Here is a 13,972-nt window from a genome sequence, read left to right as displayed (position 1 = left end):
AGGCGCGCTACGCCTTCGGCATCTCGCTGCGGTCGAGGCTCACCACGACGAACGCGCCGTAGTTGAGGACCGTGAGCGAGTCCTCGTCGACGATGAGCACGCGCACGCACTGGGGCGGCGACGGGGCGAGAAGGTCGGCGTAGGGATCGCACGGCGCCTCGTCCGCGGGCGGCAGCACGGCGTGGAGGAACGCGTACAGCCGCGCCCGATGGCCGAGGACGATGCTCGCGCCCGGCGGATCCGCGCGGCTCGACGCGGCGCTGCGGAAGAACAGCCGGCGCGCCGCCGGGGACACGACGAGGATCGCCGCGTCCGTCACGTCGACCGCGCTGCATGTGCACAGCTCCTCGACGCGATCGCTCACGGCCGTCTCCACCGTCTGGAACAGCCGGAGCCGCCGCCGCTGCCCCTCCGTGAGGCCCGGCTCCTTCAGGTAAGCCTCGAGGTTGCACCCGTGCATGTTCCGCGCGCCCCCATGGATCATTCCGCCTGCACCGTGGCCCGCCTGCTCGCCCGCAACGGTCAGCCGGGTCGGACAGCCATCACGCCTCCCCGCACGGGCGCTCATGCACGGGATTAGCCAACGCCCGCTGCGCGGCCGCGCCGCTCCAGGGCGCGCCGCGATCGCCAGGCTCTCCCGCCTCGACGACCAGCGACCAGGACGCACACCCTCGTCGCGGGCGGCGATCCAGGCGAGGTGGAGGATCGGGCGCCAGCGCCGGGTGCACAGCGGCGAGCGCGGCGCGCTCACACCGCCGGCGCGCCGGGCCGCCTGCCTGAACGGGGCGCGCTACTCCGCCGCCGCCGCCGGCGCGCCGGGCCGCCTGCCTGAACGGGGCGCGCTACTCCGCCGCCGCCGCCGGCGCGGCGAACCTCGCCGTGAGCTCCACCTGCGCCACGCTGCGCTGGGTGGCCTGCTGGCCGCTGGCGCCGGGCGGCACGAGCAGCGCCTGGAGCCGCTGCGAGGCGTCGGCGGTGGCCGGCGCGAGGGCCGACGGCGACCAGGTGAGCGAGCCCTTGCCCGACGACTCGAGCCGGTCGACGGTCATCGTGACCTCGCCGCTCGGCCCGGGCAGCTTGAGGTCGGCCCCTTCGGCGTACTGGCGCGTGTCCACGCTGAACGAGACGACGTCGCCCTCGATCTTCTCGATCTTGAACACCCGGTACCGCAGCACCGGAAGCTGCGCGCCCGACACCACCGCGCGGTCGGTGACCATCCAGTAGGCCCCCGCGCCGACCGGCTTGTCCGGCAGCGGTGGCGTGACGAGCGCGATCGCCTCCCCGAGCGCGGCGAGGATCGGCTGGAGCCCGGGATCGGCGTCCTTGGCCAGCTCGGGCTTGTGATCGATGGCCACGTTCGCCGGCGAGAGGTCGTAGCGCAGCGCGCTCCCCTTCAGCTTCGCGAGCGCGTCCGCGAGCTCCTTCGGGGGGCCGCCGATCGACATCGACGCGAGCGTCGCCGACGTGACCTTCGCGATGACCTTCGTCGGCGCGGCTGCCCCCGCCCCGGCCGCGCCCTCCTTGGGCTTGTCGGCCGGCTTCTCGGCCTTGAGGCTCACGCCGAGATCGAGGTTCGGCAGCCCCTGCGGCCCGCCCATGCGCAGCCCGAGCGTGATGGTGAGCTTCTGCTCGGATTTCGGGTCGATCTTCGCGGCGAGCCTCGTCTTCGGCTCGCTGCCCTCGTCGATGACCTCGATCTTGTAGGGCACGTCCTTCGGCAGCGCGACGAGCGCGGCCTGCTGCGAGAACACGCCGTTCTCCGGCGGGCCGTCCGTCGCGCCGCCGCCCGGCGCGGGCCGCTCCGGAGGGGCGCCCGACGCCGCCGCGGCGAGCTCGGCGCCGAGCTTGCCGCCGAGCACCGGCTGCGGCGGGCCGGCGTCGAGCGCGTCCGCGTCGGCCTTCGCCTTGCCCTTGTCCCCGTCGCAGCCCGCGACGGACCCCGCCAGGGCGACCGCCGCGAGCGTCGAAGCCATGATCCCGCGCCACCGAGTGTGCATGACGGCCGGGTGTAGCCAAAACCGGCGCCGCGTTCCAGCGCGCTCTTGCGCCGGCCGGCCGGTGCCGGCCGCGCGCGCCTGCGTCAGGCCCGCCGCGCGGCCTTGAGCCCGCCGATGTGCTCCAGGAGCTCGAGGGGCCGGAACGGCTTCGCGTAGTAGGCCGTCGCGCCGAGCTTCTCGGCGCGGGCGCGCGCCTCGGTGTCGTCGAGGGCGCTGATGACGACGATCGGCAAGCTGGAGGTGGCGGGGTCCGCGCGCAGGCGCGCGCACACCTCGAAGCCGTCCATGCTCCCGGGGAGCATCAGGTCGAGAAGCAGCACGTCGAACGGCTCGGTCAAGGCGCGCTCCACCGCCTCGGGGCCGGTGCCGACGCCGATGACCTCATGGCCGCTCGCGCTGACCAGAGTCTCGATCATGCGCCGGATCGCGTCCTGATCTTCGCAAAGGAGGATTCGCATGGTCGCGAGCCCAGGGAGGGTCGCACCCGCGCCGCCGCGCGGTCAAGCGGGAACGCCCCGCCGCAGGTCAGGCGCGGCGAGGGGCGCGCCCGTTCGACCGCGCGTCGGCGGCGGGCGGCCGCAGCGCGAGCTCGATGCCCACGCGCGCCCCGCCGCCCTCGCGGCGCTCGGCGAACGCGCGGCCCCCGTGCGCCTCGGCGATGCGCTTGCAGAGCGTCAGGCCGAGGCCGAGCGAGCCGCGCTCGGCGCCGTCGCCGCAGCCCTGCGCCCGCTCGCGCCGGAAGAACGGCTCGAAGATGCGCGTCTCCTCGCCGTCCGCGAACCCGGGGCCGCGATCCTCGACCTCGAAGACGACGCTGCGCGGACCACCGGGACGGACGCGCATCCGATCGGCCCCGCCCCCGTGCGCGCGCGCGTTCTCGAGCAGGTTGGCGAGGGCGCGCGCGAGCAGCGTGGCGTCCGCCTCGAACGCCGGCGTCCCCTCGACGACCTCGAGCAGCGACGGATCCAGCCCGGCGCGCTCGAGCGCGCGGATCGCTGTCTCGGCCGGATCGAGGCGGGCCACGGTGAGCGCCGCGAAGTCGAGGCGCGAGCTGGCCAGGAGATCGCCGACGAGGGCGTCGATCTCCATGACCTCGCGGTCGAGATCGTCGAGCACGGACGCGCCCGGCCCGCCGCCCCCGCGGGCCATCTCGGTGAGCAGGCGGATGCGGGCGAGCGGCGTGCGGAGCTCGTGCGACACGGCGGCGAGCAGCTCGCGCTGGTCGGCGAGCTGGCGCTCGATGCGCGCGGCCATGTCGTTGACCGCCTCGGCGACGACGCTGACCTCGCCCTGCCCGTGGCAGTCGAGCCGGACGCGGCTCGACAGCTTGCCCGCGCCGATCTCGTGGGCGACGTGGGCCAGATCGACGAGGGGGCGGGCGAGGCGGCGCGAGATGAGGCCGGAGGCCGCCCACAGGACAACGGCCACCGCGAGGAGCGGCAGGGCGAAGCGGAGCGACGTGCCGGAGCGGCCGCGCCCCGGGCAGAGCAACACCGTGCCGAGCGGGCCCTCGTCGCCGCGGACCTGCGCGACGAGCACCTGCGCCCGGCACGGCTGGCCGTACCTCGCGAGCCTCCGCCCGCTGGCGTCGAGCAGCTCCAGGTCGGTGTCGAAATCCTCGGCGATGACGCGGGCGAGGGCGTCGCGGGCCACGGGATCGCCCCAGACGCGGTGGAACTGGTGCCCCACGAAGGACTGGGCGCGGGCGTGCTCGTGCCGCCAGCCGGAGTTGCCGACGCGGTTGATGGCCGCGGTCGTCGCGATCGCGGCGACCGCGGTGATCAGGATGGTCGCGCCGAACCACATGAAGATCCGCCGGTGCAGCCGCGCGTTGACGAAGCGGCCGATCGAGACCTTCCGCCCGTTCTCGTACAGCCAGGACCGGTACCCCCTCACGCGCGATCCTTGGCGAGGACGTAGCCGACCCCGCGCACCGTCTTGATGAGCTTCGGCGACCTGGGGTCGTCGGCGAGCTTCTGCCGCAGGTGCGAGATGTGCACGTCGACCGTCCGCCCGCCGACGTTGACGTCGCCGCGGCCGGCCTCCTCGAGGAGCGCCTCGCGGGCGACGACGCGGCCGGCGCGCCGCGCGAGCGCGACGAGGATGTCGAACTCGATGCCGGTGAGATCCGCGGGCTTGCCCGCGACGGTGACGACGCGGCCGGGCACGTCGATCGCGATGTCGCCGGCCACGATCCGCTCGCCGGCGGCGTCGGGCGTGGCGCGCCGGAGCACGGCCCGGAGGCGCGCGAGCAGCTCGCGCGGGCTGAACGGCTTCGCGATGTAGTCGTCGGCGCCGATCTCGAGGCCGACGACGCGATCGGCCTCGTCGCCGCGGGCGGTGAGCATGAGGATCGGCATCGAGCTCTTCTGCCGGATGCGGCGCACGACCTCGATGCCGTCCATGCCGGGCATCATCACGTCGAGGAGGACGGCGTCGAACGTGCCCGCGGCGAGGGCCGCGAGGCCGCGCGCGCCGTCGCTCGCCACCGTCACCGTGAAGCCGTTCTGCTCGAGGTAGCTCGCGAGCAAGCCGTGGAGCCTGGTGTCGTCGTCGATGAGCAGGAGCCGCAGCGCCATGGAAGGAACCCGGGTGCAGGGGCGGCAGCGCGCGGCCGCCGCTCCCCTGATGTATAGCTCAGCGCGGCGCGCCGGTGTCGGCCTCCGGTGACCCGGATCGCGCGGCCGCGGCGCTCCGCGTTGGGGGTCGATCGGCGCGCTCGGAGCGCTCGGCCTCGCGCGCGGCGTCCACGCAGAGGGACGCGACGTGTCGCTGGAAGGCGTCGCGGCGGGCCTCGGCGCGGCAGCGCAGCGACGAGAAGCCGGAGGCGTAGCCGAAGACGGTGCCGAGCACGAGCAGCGTGATGGTGATCTGGCGTCGCATGGGTCTCGCTGCCTCCTTCACGCCCACTCGCCGTGGGTCCTGTAGGGATCGACGCGGCGGCCGCGCCACCCGCCCCTGCCCGACCAGAGATCGCGGAACGCGGGCGGCCCGATCTCGATGAGATCGGCGAGCTGCTCGCGCTGCCGGTCGTCGAGCACGGCGTGGATCTTCCCGAGCGCGCCGACCGAGGCCCTGCGCAGCGACTCGATCGCGGTGTCGTGCCGCGCGAACAGCTCGCCGAGGCGGGTCTCGTCGAAGCTCGGGCTCCGCACCGAGGCCGCGACGTCGGCGCGCGTGCTGCGGATCTCGCTGCGCTGCGCGTCGGCGGCGGCGCGGAGCTCGTCGATGGCCGCGACGATCACCTTCTCCTGCGACGGCGTCGTCCCGAGCCGGTCGAAGAGGAACGACAGGAACAGGCGCCGGCGGAACCCGAAGCCGCCGAAGCCGCGGCGGCGGTGGCCGTGGGGACCGGCGTCCCAGGGGCCGGCGCCCCAGGGAGCGCCGCCGCAATCATACCGGCCGCCTCGGCGCAGCACCGCGATCAGGCCGATCAGGCAGGCCGTTCCGACAAAGAATCCGAACATGATGAGTACCCTCCGTGAGCGTCTCCGCTGTCGATCCGTGCACGGGGCATGTGCGCGCGGCCTCGGTTCCTCCGAACGCGAGCGCGACCCCGGCCGCAGCGCCGGAGCCGCAGACGCGCGGCCCCAGGCTGCCAGGGCTGGAGCCGCAGACGCGCGGCCCCGAGCCACATCGAAGCTGCGCAGGGGTTGTGAAGGCTGTGCGGGAGCGCGCGTGAAGAAGTGTGAACAGGCCGCGAGCGAGGGGCGCGCGATGAGGCGGCGAGCGGCGCGCTAGCTCTTGCCGGACGGCCTTCCGTCCTCGGGCAGCTCCAGCGCGTCGAGGCCGTCCAGGTCGGCGTCGGCCTTCTTGTCGGCGGCCGAGACGGCCAACGGGTTCGTGCGCTCGCTCTCCGCGCCGGTGTCGTCGTCTCCCTCGCCGTCCTCCTCTTCGAGGTCGTCGAGCGACTCGACCCCGGCCGCGGCCGGCGCGGGCGGCGTCGACGCGCGCGGCGCAGGCAGCACAGGCGGCGCGGGCGGCGTCGACGCGCGGGGCGCGGGCGGCGTCGACGCGCGGGGCGCGGGGGGCGGAGGGGGCGCCGACGCGCGCGAGGTTGACAACGCGCCGGGGTCGCTCGGGAGCCTGCCGCGCGCCGGCTCGCCCCCCGGCGAGGCGCCCGGCGCGGGCGACGGCCTCGCGACGATCGCGCTCGGCGGCGTGATGCTCCCCGAGGCCCTCGGCGCCGAGGCCGAGCTGCTCGGCGGGCTGCTCACCGACGCAGGGAGCCCCCCGGAAGGCGAGCCCGCCGCGCCGGAGGGAGCCCCGGCCGGACCGGCGCCGGCCTTGCCGGCGTCGGTCGAGATCGAGATCGGGGACGACGCGGGCCCACCGCCGGAGGACGCGGGCGCCGACACCGCCGGCGCCGAGACGGGTACTCCGGTCGCCGACGCGGTCGCGCCGCCGGGCGACGAGGTCGGCGGCTTCGCCGCCGTCGCGCCGCCGGACGAGGCGGGCGCCGACGCCGGCGACGCCGGCGCGCCGGCCGCCGCCGATGTGGGTGCGCTGCCCGCCGTCGCCGCCGGCGCGGCCGCGCCGCCCTGCGGGGCGGCGGCCGCGCCGTTGCGGCCCGACGACAGCTCGGCGGGCGCCGCCCTGGAAGCGTCCGCCTTCGGCGCGGCGCGCGACGCGTCGAAGCGCATCGCCTTCTGCGCGAGCTGCACCACGGGGAGGATCTCGCGCGGCGGGATGTTCGCGGCGATGACGTCCGGCCCGGCGATCGCGAGCTCGCCGTCGGCGTGGAACGGCACGCCCGGGCGCTCGCGCTCCTGCTTGAGCCGCGCGTTGTCGATCGCGACGCGGACCTCGATCGGGATCCGCGTCTGCCAGAGCCGGCCGTCGATCGCCGTGCGCACGTCCCACGGCGTCAGGATCGGCGTCCTCCCGATGCCCTCGAACGGGCTCCGGTCCGCGAGCAGCGCCTTGAGCAGCCACGCGACGATCTCCTGGTGCTGCGGCGTGTCCTCGTCCCACGGCATCGACTCGCGGAAGAACTGCCAGTACGCGGCGGCCGGGCCGTAGACGGCGAGATCGCGGGGGTCGAACGCGGCCTCGAACGCGCGCGGGGTGATGTCGCCCTCGTCGATGACGGAGTCGATGAGCGCGCCCTGGAAGTCCGGCGTCTTGCGGCGCGCGGCCCGCGGCGCGAGGCCGGTGAGCGACGTCGTGATCTGCTGGCGAACGTCGCTGCGCTCGCGGAACCAGCCCATCCGCTCGATCGCGCCGAAGCGCTCGCGCAGCTTGACCGGCGTCCACCAGGGCAGGTCGAGCTCCCGCAGCCGCGCCACGAGCTCGGCGACGAGCTGCAGCGCGGGCTCGCTCGCGAGGTGCACGCGCGCCTCTCGCCTCAGCGTCTCGTCGTCTTTGCTGTCAGGATCCCGGTGCTGCAGCGATCGCTCCGCCATCGTTCCTCCGTGTCCCCTTGGCCGCTCTGCTGAATACCAGAACCGGATCCGCGACGGACATCCCGCGCGGCCGTGCAGCGCGCTCCCACGCAGCGCGACGTGGGCGCTTCGACGCGACACAGCGAACCGTCAGCGTGTCGTTGTGCAACCACGCGCGAACGCCTCCCCGCGCCTTCCGCGGAGCGCGCCCCGCGACCGAGGGCGCCGATCCGCAAGGGCGCCCCCTTCGCGTGGCCGAGGCCAGCGTCAGGGCTCACCCGGCCGCTGCGCACGCTCCCTTCGCGCTCGGCGCCAGGCCGATCCGGGCTAGGATCTCGCGGCCATGAAGGACGCGGGAGAGGGGGCGCGAGGGCGCGCCGCGCTCGAGCTCGATCGGCGGGACCGCCCCGGGCGAGGGCTCGCGCCGTGGACGCGCCGCGTCGCGCAGGCCGCGGCCGAGGCGATGCTGTGCGACGAGGACGAGCGCGGGGAGCTCGTCCCACCCGGCGCCGGCGTCTGCGAGCGCGCGGTCGCGGCGCTGGATCTCTCGCTCGGGCAGGCGAGCCCCGAGACGCGGCGCGGGTTCGCGCTGCTGGCCGTCTGCCTCGAGGTCCTGCCGCTCTTCGTGATCGGCGCCTTCAGCAGGATGAGCCGGCTCCCGCTCGCGAGGCGGCTCGCCTACCTCGAGGCGCTGGAGTCGAGCCGCTCGGGGCTGCTCGCGATGCTGCTCCTCGCCTTCAAGGTGCCGCTGTGCATCCCGGCCTTCGAGGAGGGCGCGGAGCTCGCGCTCACCGGCCTCGATCGCGAGAGCACCGCCGCGCGGCGCAGGCTGCCCGCGCTCCGCCCGGCCGCGGGCGCGCCTCCCTCGGCCCCCGTCGAGGCACGCGACGGCGCGCCCGCGCCGCCCGCCGCCGCGCCCCGCGCGCCGGGCGCGGAGGGGGCGGCGTGAGCGGCGGCATCGCGTCGGGCGAGCCGATCGTCAGCGGGCGCGACCTGCCGGCGGGGTTCGACGAGGCGTGCGACGTCGTCGTGGTCGGCTCCGGCGCCGGCGGCGCGGTCGTCGCGGCGCTGCTCGCCGAGGCCGGGCGCCGCGTGATCGTGCTGGAGGAGGGCCCCCACTACCGCCCCGACGACTACCAGCGCTGGAAGCCCAGCGAGTCGCTGCGGCGGCTGTTCCGCGACGGCGGCATGCTCACCGCGCTCGGCGTGGGGCAGACGCCGATCATCTCCCTCACCCTGGGGCGCGCCGTCGGCGGATCGTCGGTGGTGACCGGCGGCGTCTGCTTCCGCATCCCGGGCAGCGTCCACGCGCGGTGGGTGCGCGAGCTCGGCCTCGACGAGCTGTCGGAGCGCGCGCTCGAGGCGGCGTACGAGAGCGTCGAGGAGCGGCTGCACGTGCGCGAGGTCCCCGAGGCGCTGCGCTCGGCGTCGACGGCGCGGTTCGTCGAGGGGGCGGCGCGGCTCGGCATCCCGATGCGCCCGCTCCGCCGCAACACAGGCGACGCGTGCGAGGGCAACGGCCGGTGCAACTTCACCTGCCCCGCGGGGGCGAAGCGATCGGTCGACGTCGCTTACCTGCCGTCGGCCACCGCGCGCGGCGCGCGCGTCGTCGCCGACGCGCTGGTCGAGCGGATCACCGTGACGCGCGGGCGCGCCGCCGGCGTCGAGGGGCGGCTACTCGGCGGCGATCCGGGCGCGCCGCCGCGCCGGTTCCGGGTGCGCGCGAAGGTCGTCGTCGCCGCGTGCGGCACGCTGCACACGCCGCTGCTGCTCGGCGCGACGGGCGCGTTCCGGTCGAGCGGCGCGCTCGGCGACGGCGTGACGCTGCACCCCGCGGTGCGCGTCGTCGCGCGGTTCGACGACGCGCTGAACGGCTGGGACGGCGCGCTCCAGAGCGTGTACTCCGACCACTTCGACGCCGAGGGGATCAAGCTCGTCGGCGTGTACTCGGCGGTGAACGTGCTCGCGGCGGGCCTGCCCGGCGTCGGGCCCGCGCTGCGGCGGCGCGTCCGCGCGCTCCCGCGCTGCGCCGTCTTCGGCGCGATGATCCACGACGAGGGCGGCGGCCGCGTCCGCCGCGGCCTCGGCCGGGAGCCGATCGTCACGTACGCGATGGCGCCGCGGGACCTCGCGCGGCTCCGCCGCGCCATCACCATCCTCAGCGAGATGGCGATCGCCGCCGGCGCGCGCGAGGTCTACACGGCGCAGCTCGGCGACCCGCCGGTCACGTCCATGGACGCCGCGCGCGCGGCCGAGCGCGCCCCCGTGGACGCGCGCCGCATCGAGTGCATGGCGTTCCACCCGCTCGGGAGCGCGCGCGTGGCGAACGACCCGCGGCGCGGGATCGTCGACCAGAGCGGCGAGTGCTTCGCGCTGCCGGGGCTGTTCGTGGCGGACGGCTCCATCCTGCCGACGAGCATCGGCGTGAACTCGCAGGTGCCGATCATGGCGATGGCGACGCGCATCGCGTGGCGGATGGCCGAGCGCTTCCCGGCGCTCGCGGCGGCGAGCCCCGCGTAGGGGCGCGGGGCGCGGTGCTAACGTGTCGGCCAGGCCGACAGCCGAGGATCCAGCATGCAAGCGATGATCGATCTCCGCTCCGACACCGTGACCCGGCCGACCGCGGCCATGCGCGCCGCCATGGCGGCGGCCGAGGTCGGCGACGACGTCTACCGGGAGGACCCGACCGTGCGCCGGCTCGAGGAGCGCGCCGCGGAGCTCACGGGCAAGGAGGCCGCGCTGTTCGTGCCGAGCGGCACGATGGGCAACCAGATCGCGCTCCTCTGCCACACGCAGCGCGGCGACGAGGTCATCGCGGGCGAGGGCGCGCACTGCGCCTTTTATGAGAGCGGCGCCGCGGCCGCTTGGAGCGGCGTGCAGTTCATGTTCGCCGGGCGCGGCGGCCTGTTCACGGCGGCGGACGTGGAGGACGCGATCAAGCCGCCGCATTATTACCTCCCGCGCACGCGCGTCGTCGCGATCGAGAACACGCACAACCGCGCCGGCGGCCGGGTCTTCCCGCAGGGCGACGTGCTCGCGATCGCGTCGGTCGCGCGCGCGCACGGGCTCGCGCTCCACCTCGACGGGGCGCGCATCTGGAACGCGGCGGTCGCCTCGGGTCGCTCCGTCGCCGAGCTCGCGGCGCCGTTCGACACGGTGAGCGTCTGCTTCTCGAAGGGGCTCGGCGCCCCGGTCGGCTCCGCGCTGTGCGGCAGCGCCGACGCGGTGCGCGCCGCGCTCCGCTTCCGGAAGATGCTCGGCGGCGGGATGCGGCAGGCCGGCGTGCTCGCGGCCGCCGCGCTGTACGCGCTCGCGCACCACCAGGGCCGCATCGCCGAGGACCACGAGGCCGCGCGCGTCATCGCGCGGGCCCTGCGCGCGGTCGCGCACGGCGGGCAGGCGGGGCCCACGGCCGCGCCGGGCGCGATCGTCGAGGAGCCCGAGACGAACATCCTCTACATCGACACGCCCGGCGTCCCGGCCGAGCGGCTCGTCGAGGCCGCGCGGCGCCGCGGCGTGCTCGTCGGCGCGGCGGGCCGGAGCGCCGTGCGCGCCGTGACCCACCTCGACGTCGCGCCCGAGCAGGTCGCGCCCGCGGCGAGCGCGCTCGCCGCGGCGCTCGCCGAGGTCCTCTCGCAGCCGCGCGACGGCGCGGGCGTGCGCGCGTGAGCCGCCGCGCCGCCCGCGCCTCCGCCGCGGCGCTCGCCCTCGCGATCGCCGCGCTGCTCGGCCCCGCGTGCGCGCCGGCGCGCGGCGACGCCTACCTCGCCGCGATGGCCGCGGGCCAGCGCGCCTACCACGCGGGGCGCTACCGCGAGGCGGCCCGCTCGTTCGACGGCGCCGCGGCGCGCGCCCTGCTCGTCAAGGACCGCGACGAGGCGCGGCTCCTGCAAGCGCGCGCCTTCGAGCGGGCCGAGGCCTGGCCCGAGGCGCGCGCGGCGTACGAGCGGCTGCTCGCCGACTCGCCGGACGGGCCGCGCTCGGCGCGAGCGGAGTTCGAGCTCGCCGATCTCGAGATCGCGCACGGGGACGCGGACACGGGCCACGCGAAGCTGCTCGCCGCGACGCGGCGCCACCCATCGCACGGGCTCGCGCGCAACGCGCTGAAGCGGCTCATCCGCCGCGAGGAGGAGCGCGCCGGCGCGGGCGGCGCGCTCGCGTGGCTGCGGCGGTACGGCCCCGCGTTCCGCGGGACGGCGCTCGATCAGGACGTCGCGTACCACACCGCGCTCCTCCTCGAGCGGAGCGGCGATCGCGAGGGCGCGCTGCGCGCGCTCGTCGCCGCCGCGCGCGCGCACCCGTACCCCGCCGGCAACCTGACGGACGACGCGCTCTTCCGCGCGGCGGAGCTCGCGGCCGCGCTCGGGCGCCCCACGGAGGCCATCGGCTACCTGCGGGAGATGCTCGCCGCGCGCGAGTCCGCCGTGACCGGCAGCTACGACCGCGGGAGGTTCGACGACGCGCAGCTCATGATCGCGCGCCTCTACCGCGACGCGCTGGGCGATCGCGCGGCCGCGCGCCGCGAGCTGCGCAAGCTCTACACGGACCACCCCGCGTCCATCCTGCGCGACGACGCGCTCTGGGCCGAGGCGAAGCTGTGGCGCGAGGACGGGCGGACCGAGGAGGCGTGCGCCACCGCGGCCCTGATCACCCGGGAGCTCCCGGACTCGCGCTACGCGCGCTGCGCGCGCGCCATCTGCCCGTCGCTCCCGGAGCCGCCGTCAGCCGAGAAGCCCGGGGAGGAGCAGCGCCCGTGCGCAGACTACATCCTCCGCGAGCTCGACGGCGGGAAGGACCCTTGACACGGGCGCGCCACGCTGCGCGGCGCGTCGCCGGGGCGGCGCGTCGCGGCGGCGCGCCGCCCGCTCAGTCGTCCTCGTCGTCCGCGGGCTCCAGATCCGCGTCGTCGTCGTCGTCGCCCTCGTCGTCGTCGTCGCCGAGGTCGTCGTCATCGGCCTCGTCGAGGTCGTCGTCGTCCTCGCGCGGCTCGTACTTGAGGTCGATGCCGATGTCGCCGAGCTGCGTCTCGAGGAGCTCGAAGAGCTCGTCCACGTCGTCGCCCCCCCACTCGTCGAGCACATCGGTCAAGAACTCAAAAAAATCACCGCTGTCCAGACGACGCTCGATCTCTTCGACCTGCTCTTCCGAGAACGCCTCGAGGACGTCCTCGCGCAGCGCTTCGGTGTCGCCTTCCTCAACGGCATCCGCCGCAGAGAGGCGGATCTGCTTTACGGCACGCTTGTCGAGGTGAATCTCCATGAAGGTGGCTTCGTTTAGGCGACCCTCGCATCTGACGTCAAGCGGCGTATGGGGTCGAGCTTCAAGAGATCGCTCGGCCCCCCTCCCCGTCCCCCCTCCCTGCCCCACCTTTTCCGGGGGCCTCCCCGATGGCGCCGAGAGCCCCGGACGGCCGCCCCCGTCCCGCGCCGCGGAGGAGCGTTGCCCGCGGCAGATCTCTCGCGTATCTCAAGCAACTCGTGCGTTTACGACCTCCGCCCGGCGCGCTCCCGGCCGCGGTCCTCGCGGCCGGCGCCCTGCTGTCCTCGGCAGCGGCGGCCGCGCCGCCCGACGGCGACGCCAGGATCGAGCGCGCCCTCCGCTCCTCCGCGCCGGAGGCGCCCGCCGGCGCGGCGACGGAAGGCGCCGCAGACGGGCCGGCCGATGGCGACCCCGCCTCGCCCGCTGCAGACGTCGCGCCGGATGCGCAAGGCGATGAGGCCGCCTCCGCCGAGCCGCTGCCCCCGGTCAAGCCGCGCGTCCGGTTCGCCACGCGGCCGCCTCCGCTGCACGTCGAGTACGCGCAGTACGGCGTCGCGCTCGCGGCGGAGATCAGCCTCGACGCCGGCGCCGCCTGCCCGCGATCGGGGCCGCTGTACGCGTGCATCCTGGGCAGCGGCGGCGGGCTCGCGATCCGCAGCGGCTACCGATCGCCGGGGCCCTGGTACTTCGGCGGGGCGTACCAGTTCACGAAGATGGACTCGAGCAACCTCTACCGGCTTGGAATCTTCCAGCAGCTCCGCGCCGAGATGAGGTACCTGCCGGACATCGGCTACCGAGCGGCCCCGTACTTTTCCGCCGGGATCGGCGGCGTCATCTACGGCAACGAGTGGGGCGCCGAGACGGGGGGCGCGCTCATCTTCGGCGGCGTCGGCGTCGAGCTCGAGGTGTCGCGCCGCGCGGTGCTCGGCGTGAGCTGCGTGTACAGGCCGGTGCTGCTCGCGGGCTGGAAGGACACGGCCGGCTACCAGCGCGCCACCGCCATCGCGCAGTTCGTCGGGTTCGAGCTCTTGCTCGAGGTGCGGACCGAGCTCGGTCGGCGCTGAGCGGCTCCCCGGTCGGCGCTGAGCGGCTCCCCGATCGGCGCTGAGCGGCTCCCCGATCGGCGCTGCGCTCCCCGGTCGGCGCTGCGCGGCTCCCCCCGCCTGCTCGAGAGAACGCACCGGCTACTTGACTCGACCGTCGCTCCGCGGTCCCCTCGGCAGCGTGATCTGCGATGTGTGCGGTCGCGACAACGCTGGCGATCTGACGTTCTGTCAGGATTGCGGCCGGAGGCTCAAGGCTCGGGAGGCGCGCGTCGCCCCGCCGACGCCG

Annotated in this window: 14 protein-coding genes; 5 read left to right on the top strand and 9 right to left on the bottom strand. The window is 75.7% G+C overall.

Annotation, left to right across the window (positions count from 1 at the left end):
* Window positions 1–7: 7 nt before the first annotated feature.
* The 8 genes from WMF24_RS10540 to WMF24_RS10505 all read right to left on the bottom strand — a co-directional run bounded on the left by WMF24_RS10540 (window position 8) and on the right by WMF24_RS10505 (window position 7,402).
* Entirely contained in the window at window positions 8–484 is a 477-nt protein-coding gene (locus WMF24_RS10540) for a hypothetical protein (RefSeq protein ID WP_437736252.1), read from the bottom strand.
* 358 nt (window positions 485–842) lie between these two features.
* A complete protein-coding gene (locus WMF24_RS10535) occupies window positions 843–1,973 on the bottom strand; it encodes a hypothetical protein (RefSeq protein WP_437736251.1) in 1,131 nt (376 codons plus the stop codon).
* Window positions 1,974–2,080: 107 nt separating this feature from the next.
* Window positions 2,081–2,455, bottom strand: coding sequence for a response regulator (locus tag WMF24_RS10530; protein WP_437736250.1), 375 nt, complete (start codon window positions 2,453–2,455; stop codon window positions 2,081–2,083).
* Window positions 2,456–2,522: 67 nt separating this feature from the next.
* Window positions 2,523–3,893 carry an ATP-binding protein gene (locus tag WMF24_RS10525; RefSeq protein ID WP_437736249.1) on the bottom strand — a complete coding sequence of 457 codons (1,371 nt, stop codon included), beginning with the start codon at window positions 3,891–3,893 and terminating at the stop codon, window positions 2,523–2,525.
* Window positions 3,890–4,576 carry a response regulator transcription factor gene (locus tag WMF24_RS10520; protein WP_061619168.1) on the bottom strand — a complete coding sequence of 229 codons (687 nt, stop codon included), beginning with the start codon at window positions 4,574–4,576 and terminating at the stop codon, window positions 3,890–3,892. The genes WMF24_RS10525 and WMF24_RS10520 overlap by 4 nt, the downstream gene beginning before the upstream one ends.
* A gap of 58 nt (window positions 4,577–4,634) precedes the next feature.
* The gene (locus tag WMF24_RS10515; protein WP_437736248.1) at window positions 4,635–4,880 is read right to left on the bottom strand and encodes a hypothetical protein; all 246 of its coding nucleotides are present in this window, start codon (window positions 4,878–4,880) and stop codon (window positions 4,635–4,637) included.
* 17 nt (window positions 4,881–4,897) lie between these two features.
* A complete protein-coding gene (locus tag WMF24_RS10510) occupies window positions 4,898–5,464 on the bottom strand; it encodes a Spy/CpxP family protein refolding chaperone (protein WP_437736247.1) in 567 nt (188 codons plus the stop codon).
* A 270-nt stretch (window positions 5,465–5,734) separates the two neighbouring features.
* Window positions 5,735–7,402, bottom strand: a complete 1,668-nt coding sequence (locus WMF24_RS10505) for a hypothetical protein (RefSeq protein WP_437736246.1) — start codon at window positions 7,400–7,402, stop codon at window positions 5,735–5,737.
* A gap of 322 nt (window positions 7,403–7,724) precedes the next feature.
* On the opposite strand from WMF24_RS10505, the gene WMF24_RS10500 reads away from it, so the two are divergent.
* The 4 genes from WMF24_RS10500 to WMF24_RS10485 are packed head-to-tail and all read left to right on the top strand — an operon-like array spanning window position 7,725 to window position 12,183.
* Window positions 7,725–8,330: a hypothetical protein gene (locus WMF24_RS10500; RefSeq protein ID WP_437736245.1), complete on the top strand. Its 606-nt coding sequence runs from the start codon at window positions 7,725–7,727 to the stop codon at window positions 8,328–8,330.
* On the top strand, window positions 8,327–9,901 hold the full coding sequence (locus WMF24_RS10495; protein ID WP_437736244.1) for a GMC family oxidoreductase N-terminal domain-containing protein: 1,575 nt from the start codon (window positions 8,327–8,329) through the stop codon (window positions 9,899–9,901). The genes WMF24_RS10500 and WMF24_RS10495 overlap by 4 nt, the downstream gene beginning before the upstream one ends.
* 54 nt (window positions 9,902–9,955) lie before the next feature.
* Entirely contained in the window at window positions 9,956–11,050 is a 1,095-nt protein-coding gene (gene ltaE / locus WMF24_RS10490) for a low-specificity L-threonine aldolase (protein ID WP_437736243.1), read from the top strand.
* Window positions 11,047–12,183, top strand: coding sequence for a tetratricopeptide repeat protein (locus WMF24_RS10485; RefSeq protein WP_437736242.1), 1,137 nt, complete (start codon window positions 11,047–11,049; stop codon window positions 12,181–12,183). Before ltaE ends, WMF24_RS10485 begins: the two co-directional genes overlap by 4 nt.
* 64 nt (window positions 12,184–12,247) lie before the next feature.
* On the opposite strand, the gene WMF24_RS10480 is transcribed toward WMF24_RS10485, so the two are convergent.
* Entirely contained in the window at window positions 12,248–12,640 is a 393-nt protein-coding gene (locus tag WMF24_RS10480) for a hypothetical protein (RefSeq protein ID WP_437736241.1), read from the bottom strand.
* 218 nt (window positions 12,641–12,858) lie between these two features.
* On the opposite strand from WMF24_RS10480, the gene WMF24_RS10475 reads away from it, so the two are divergent.
* On the top strand, window positions 12,859–13,704 hold the full coding sequence (locus WMF24_RS10475; RefSeq protein ID WP_437736240.1) for a hypothetical protein: 846 nt from the start codon (window positions 12,859–12,861) through the stop codon (window positions 13,702–13,704).
* Window positions 13,705–13,972 lie beyond the last annotated feature (268 nt).

It is taken from the genome of Sorangium sp. So ce1335 (assembly GCF_051521615.1).
Lineage (GTDB): Bacteria > Myxococcota_A > Polyangia > Polyangiales > Polyangiaceae > Sorangium.
Note: the sequence above shows the minus strand (reverse complement) of the source record. Positions and strands in the feature narration are given on the sequence as shown.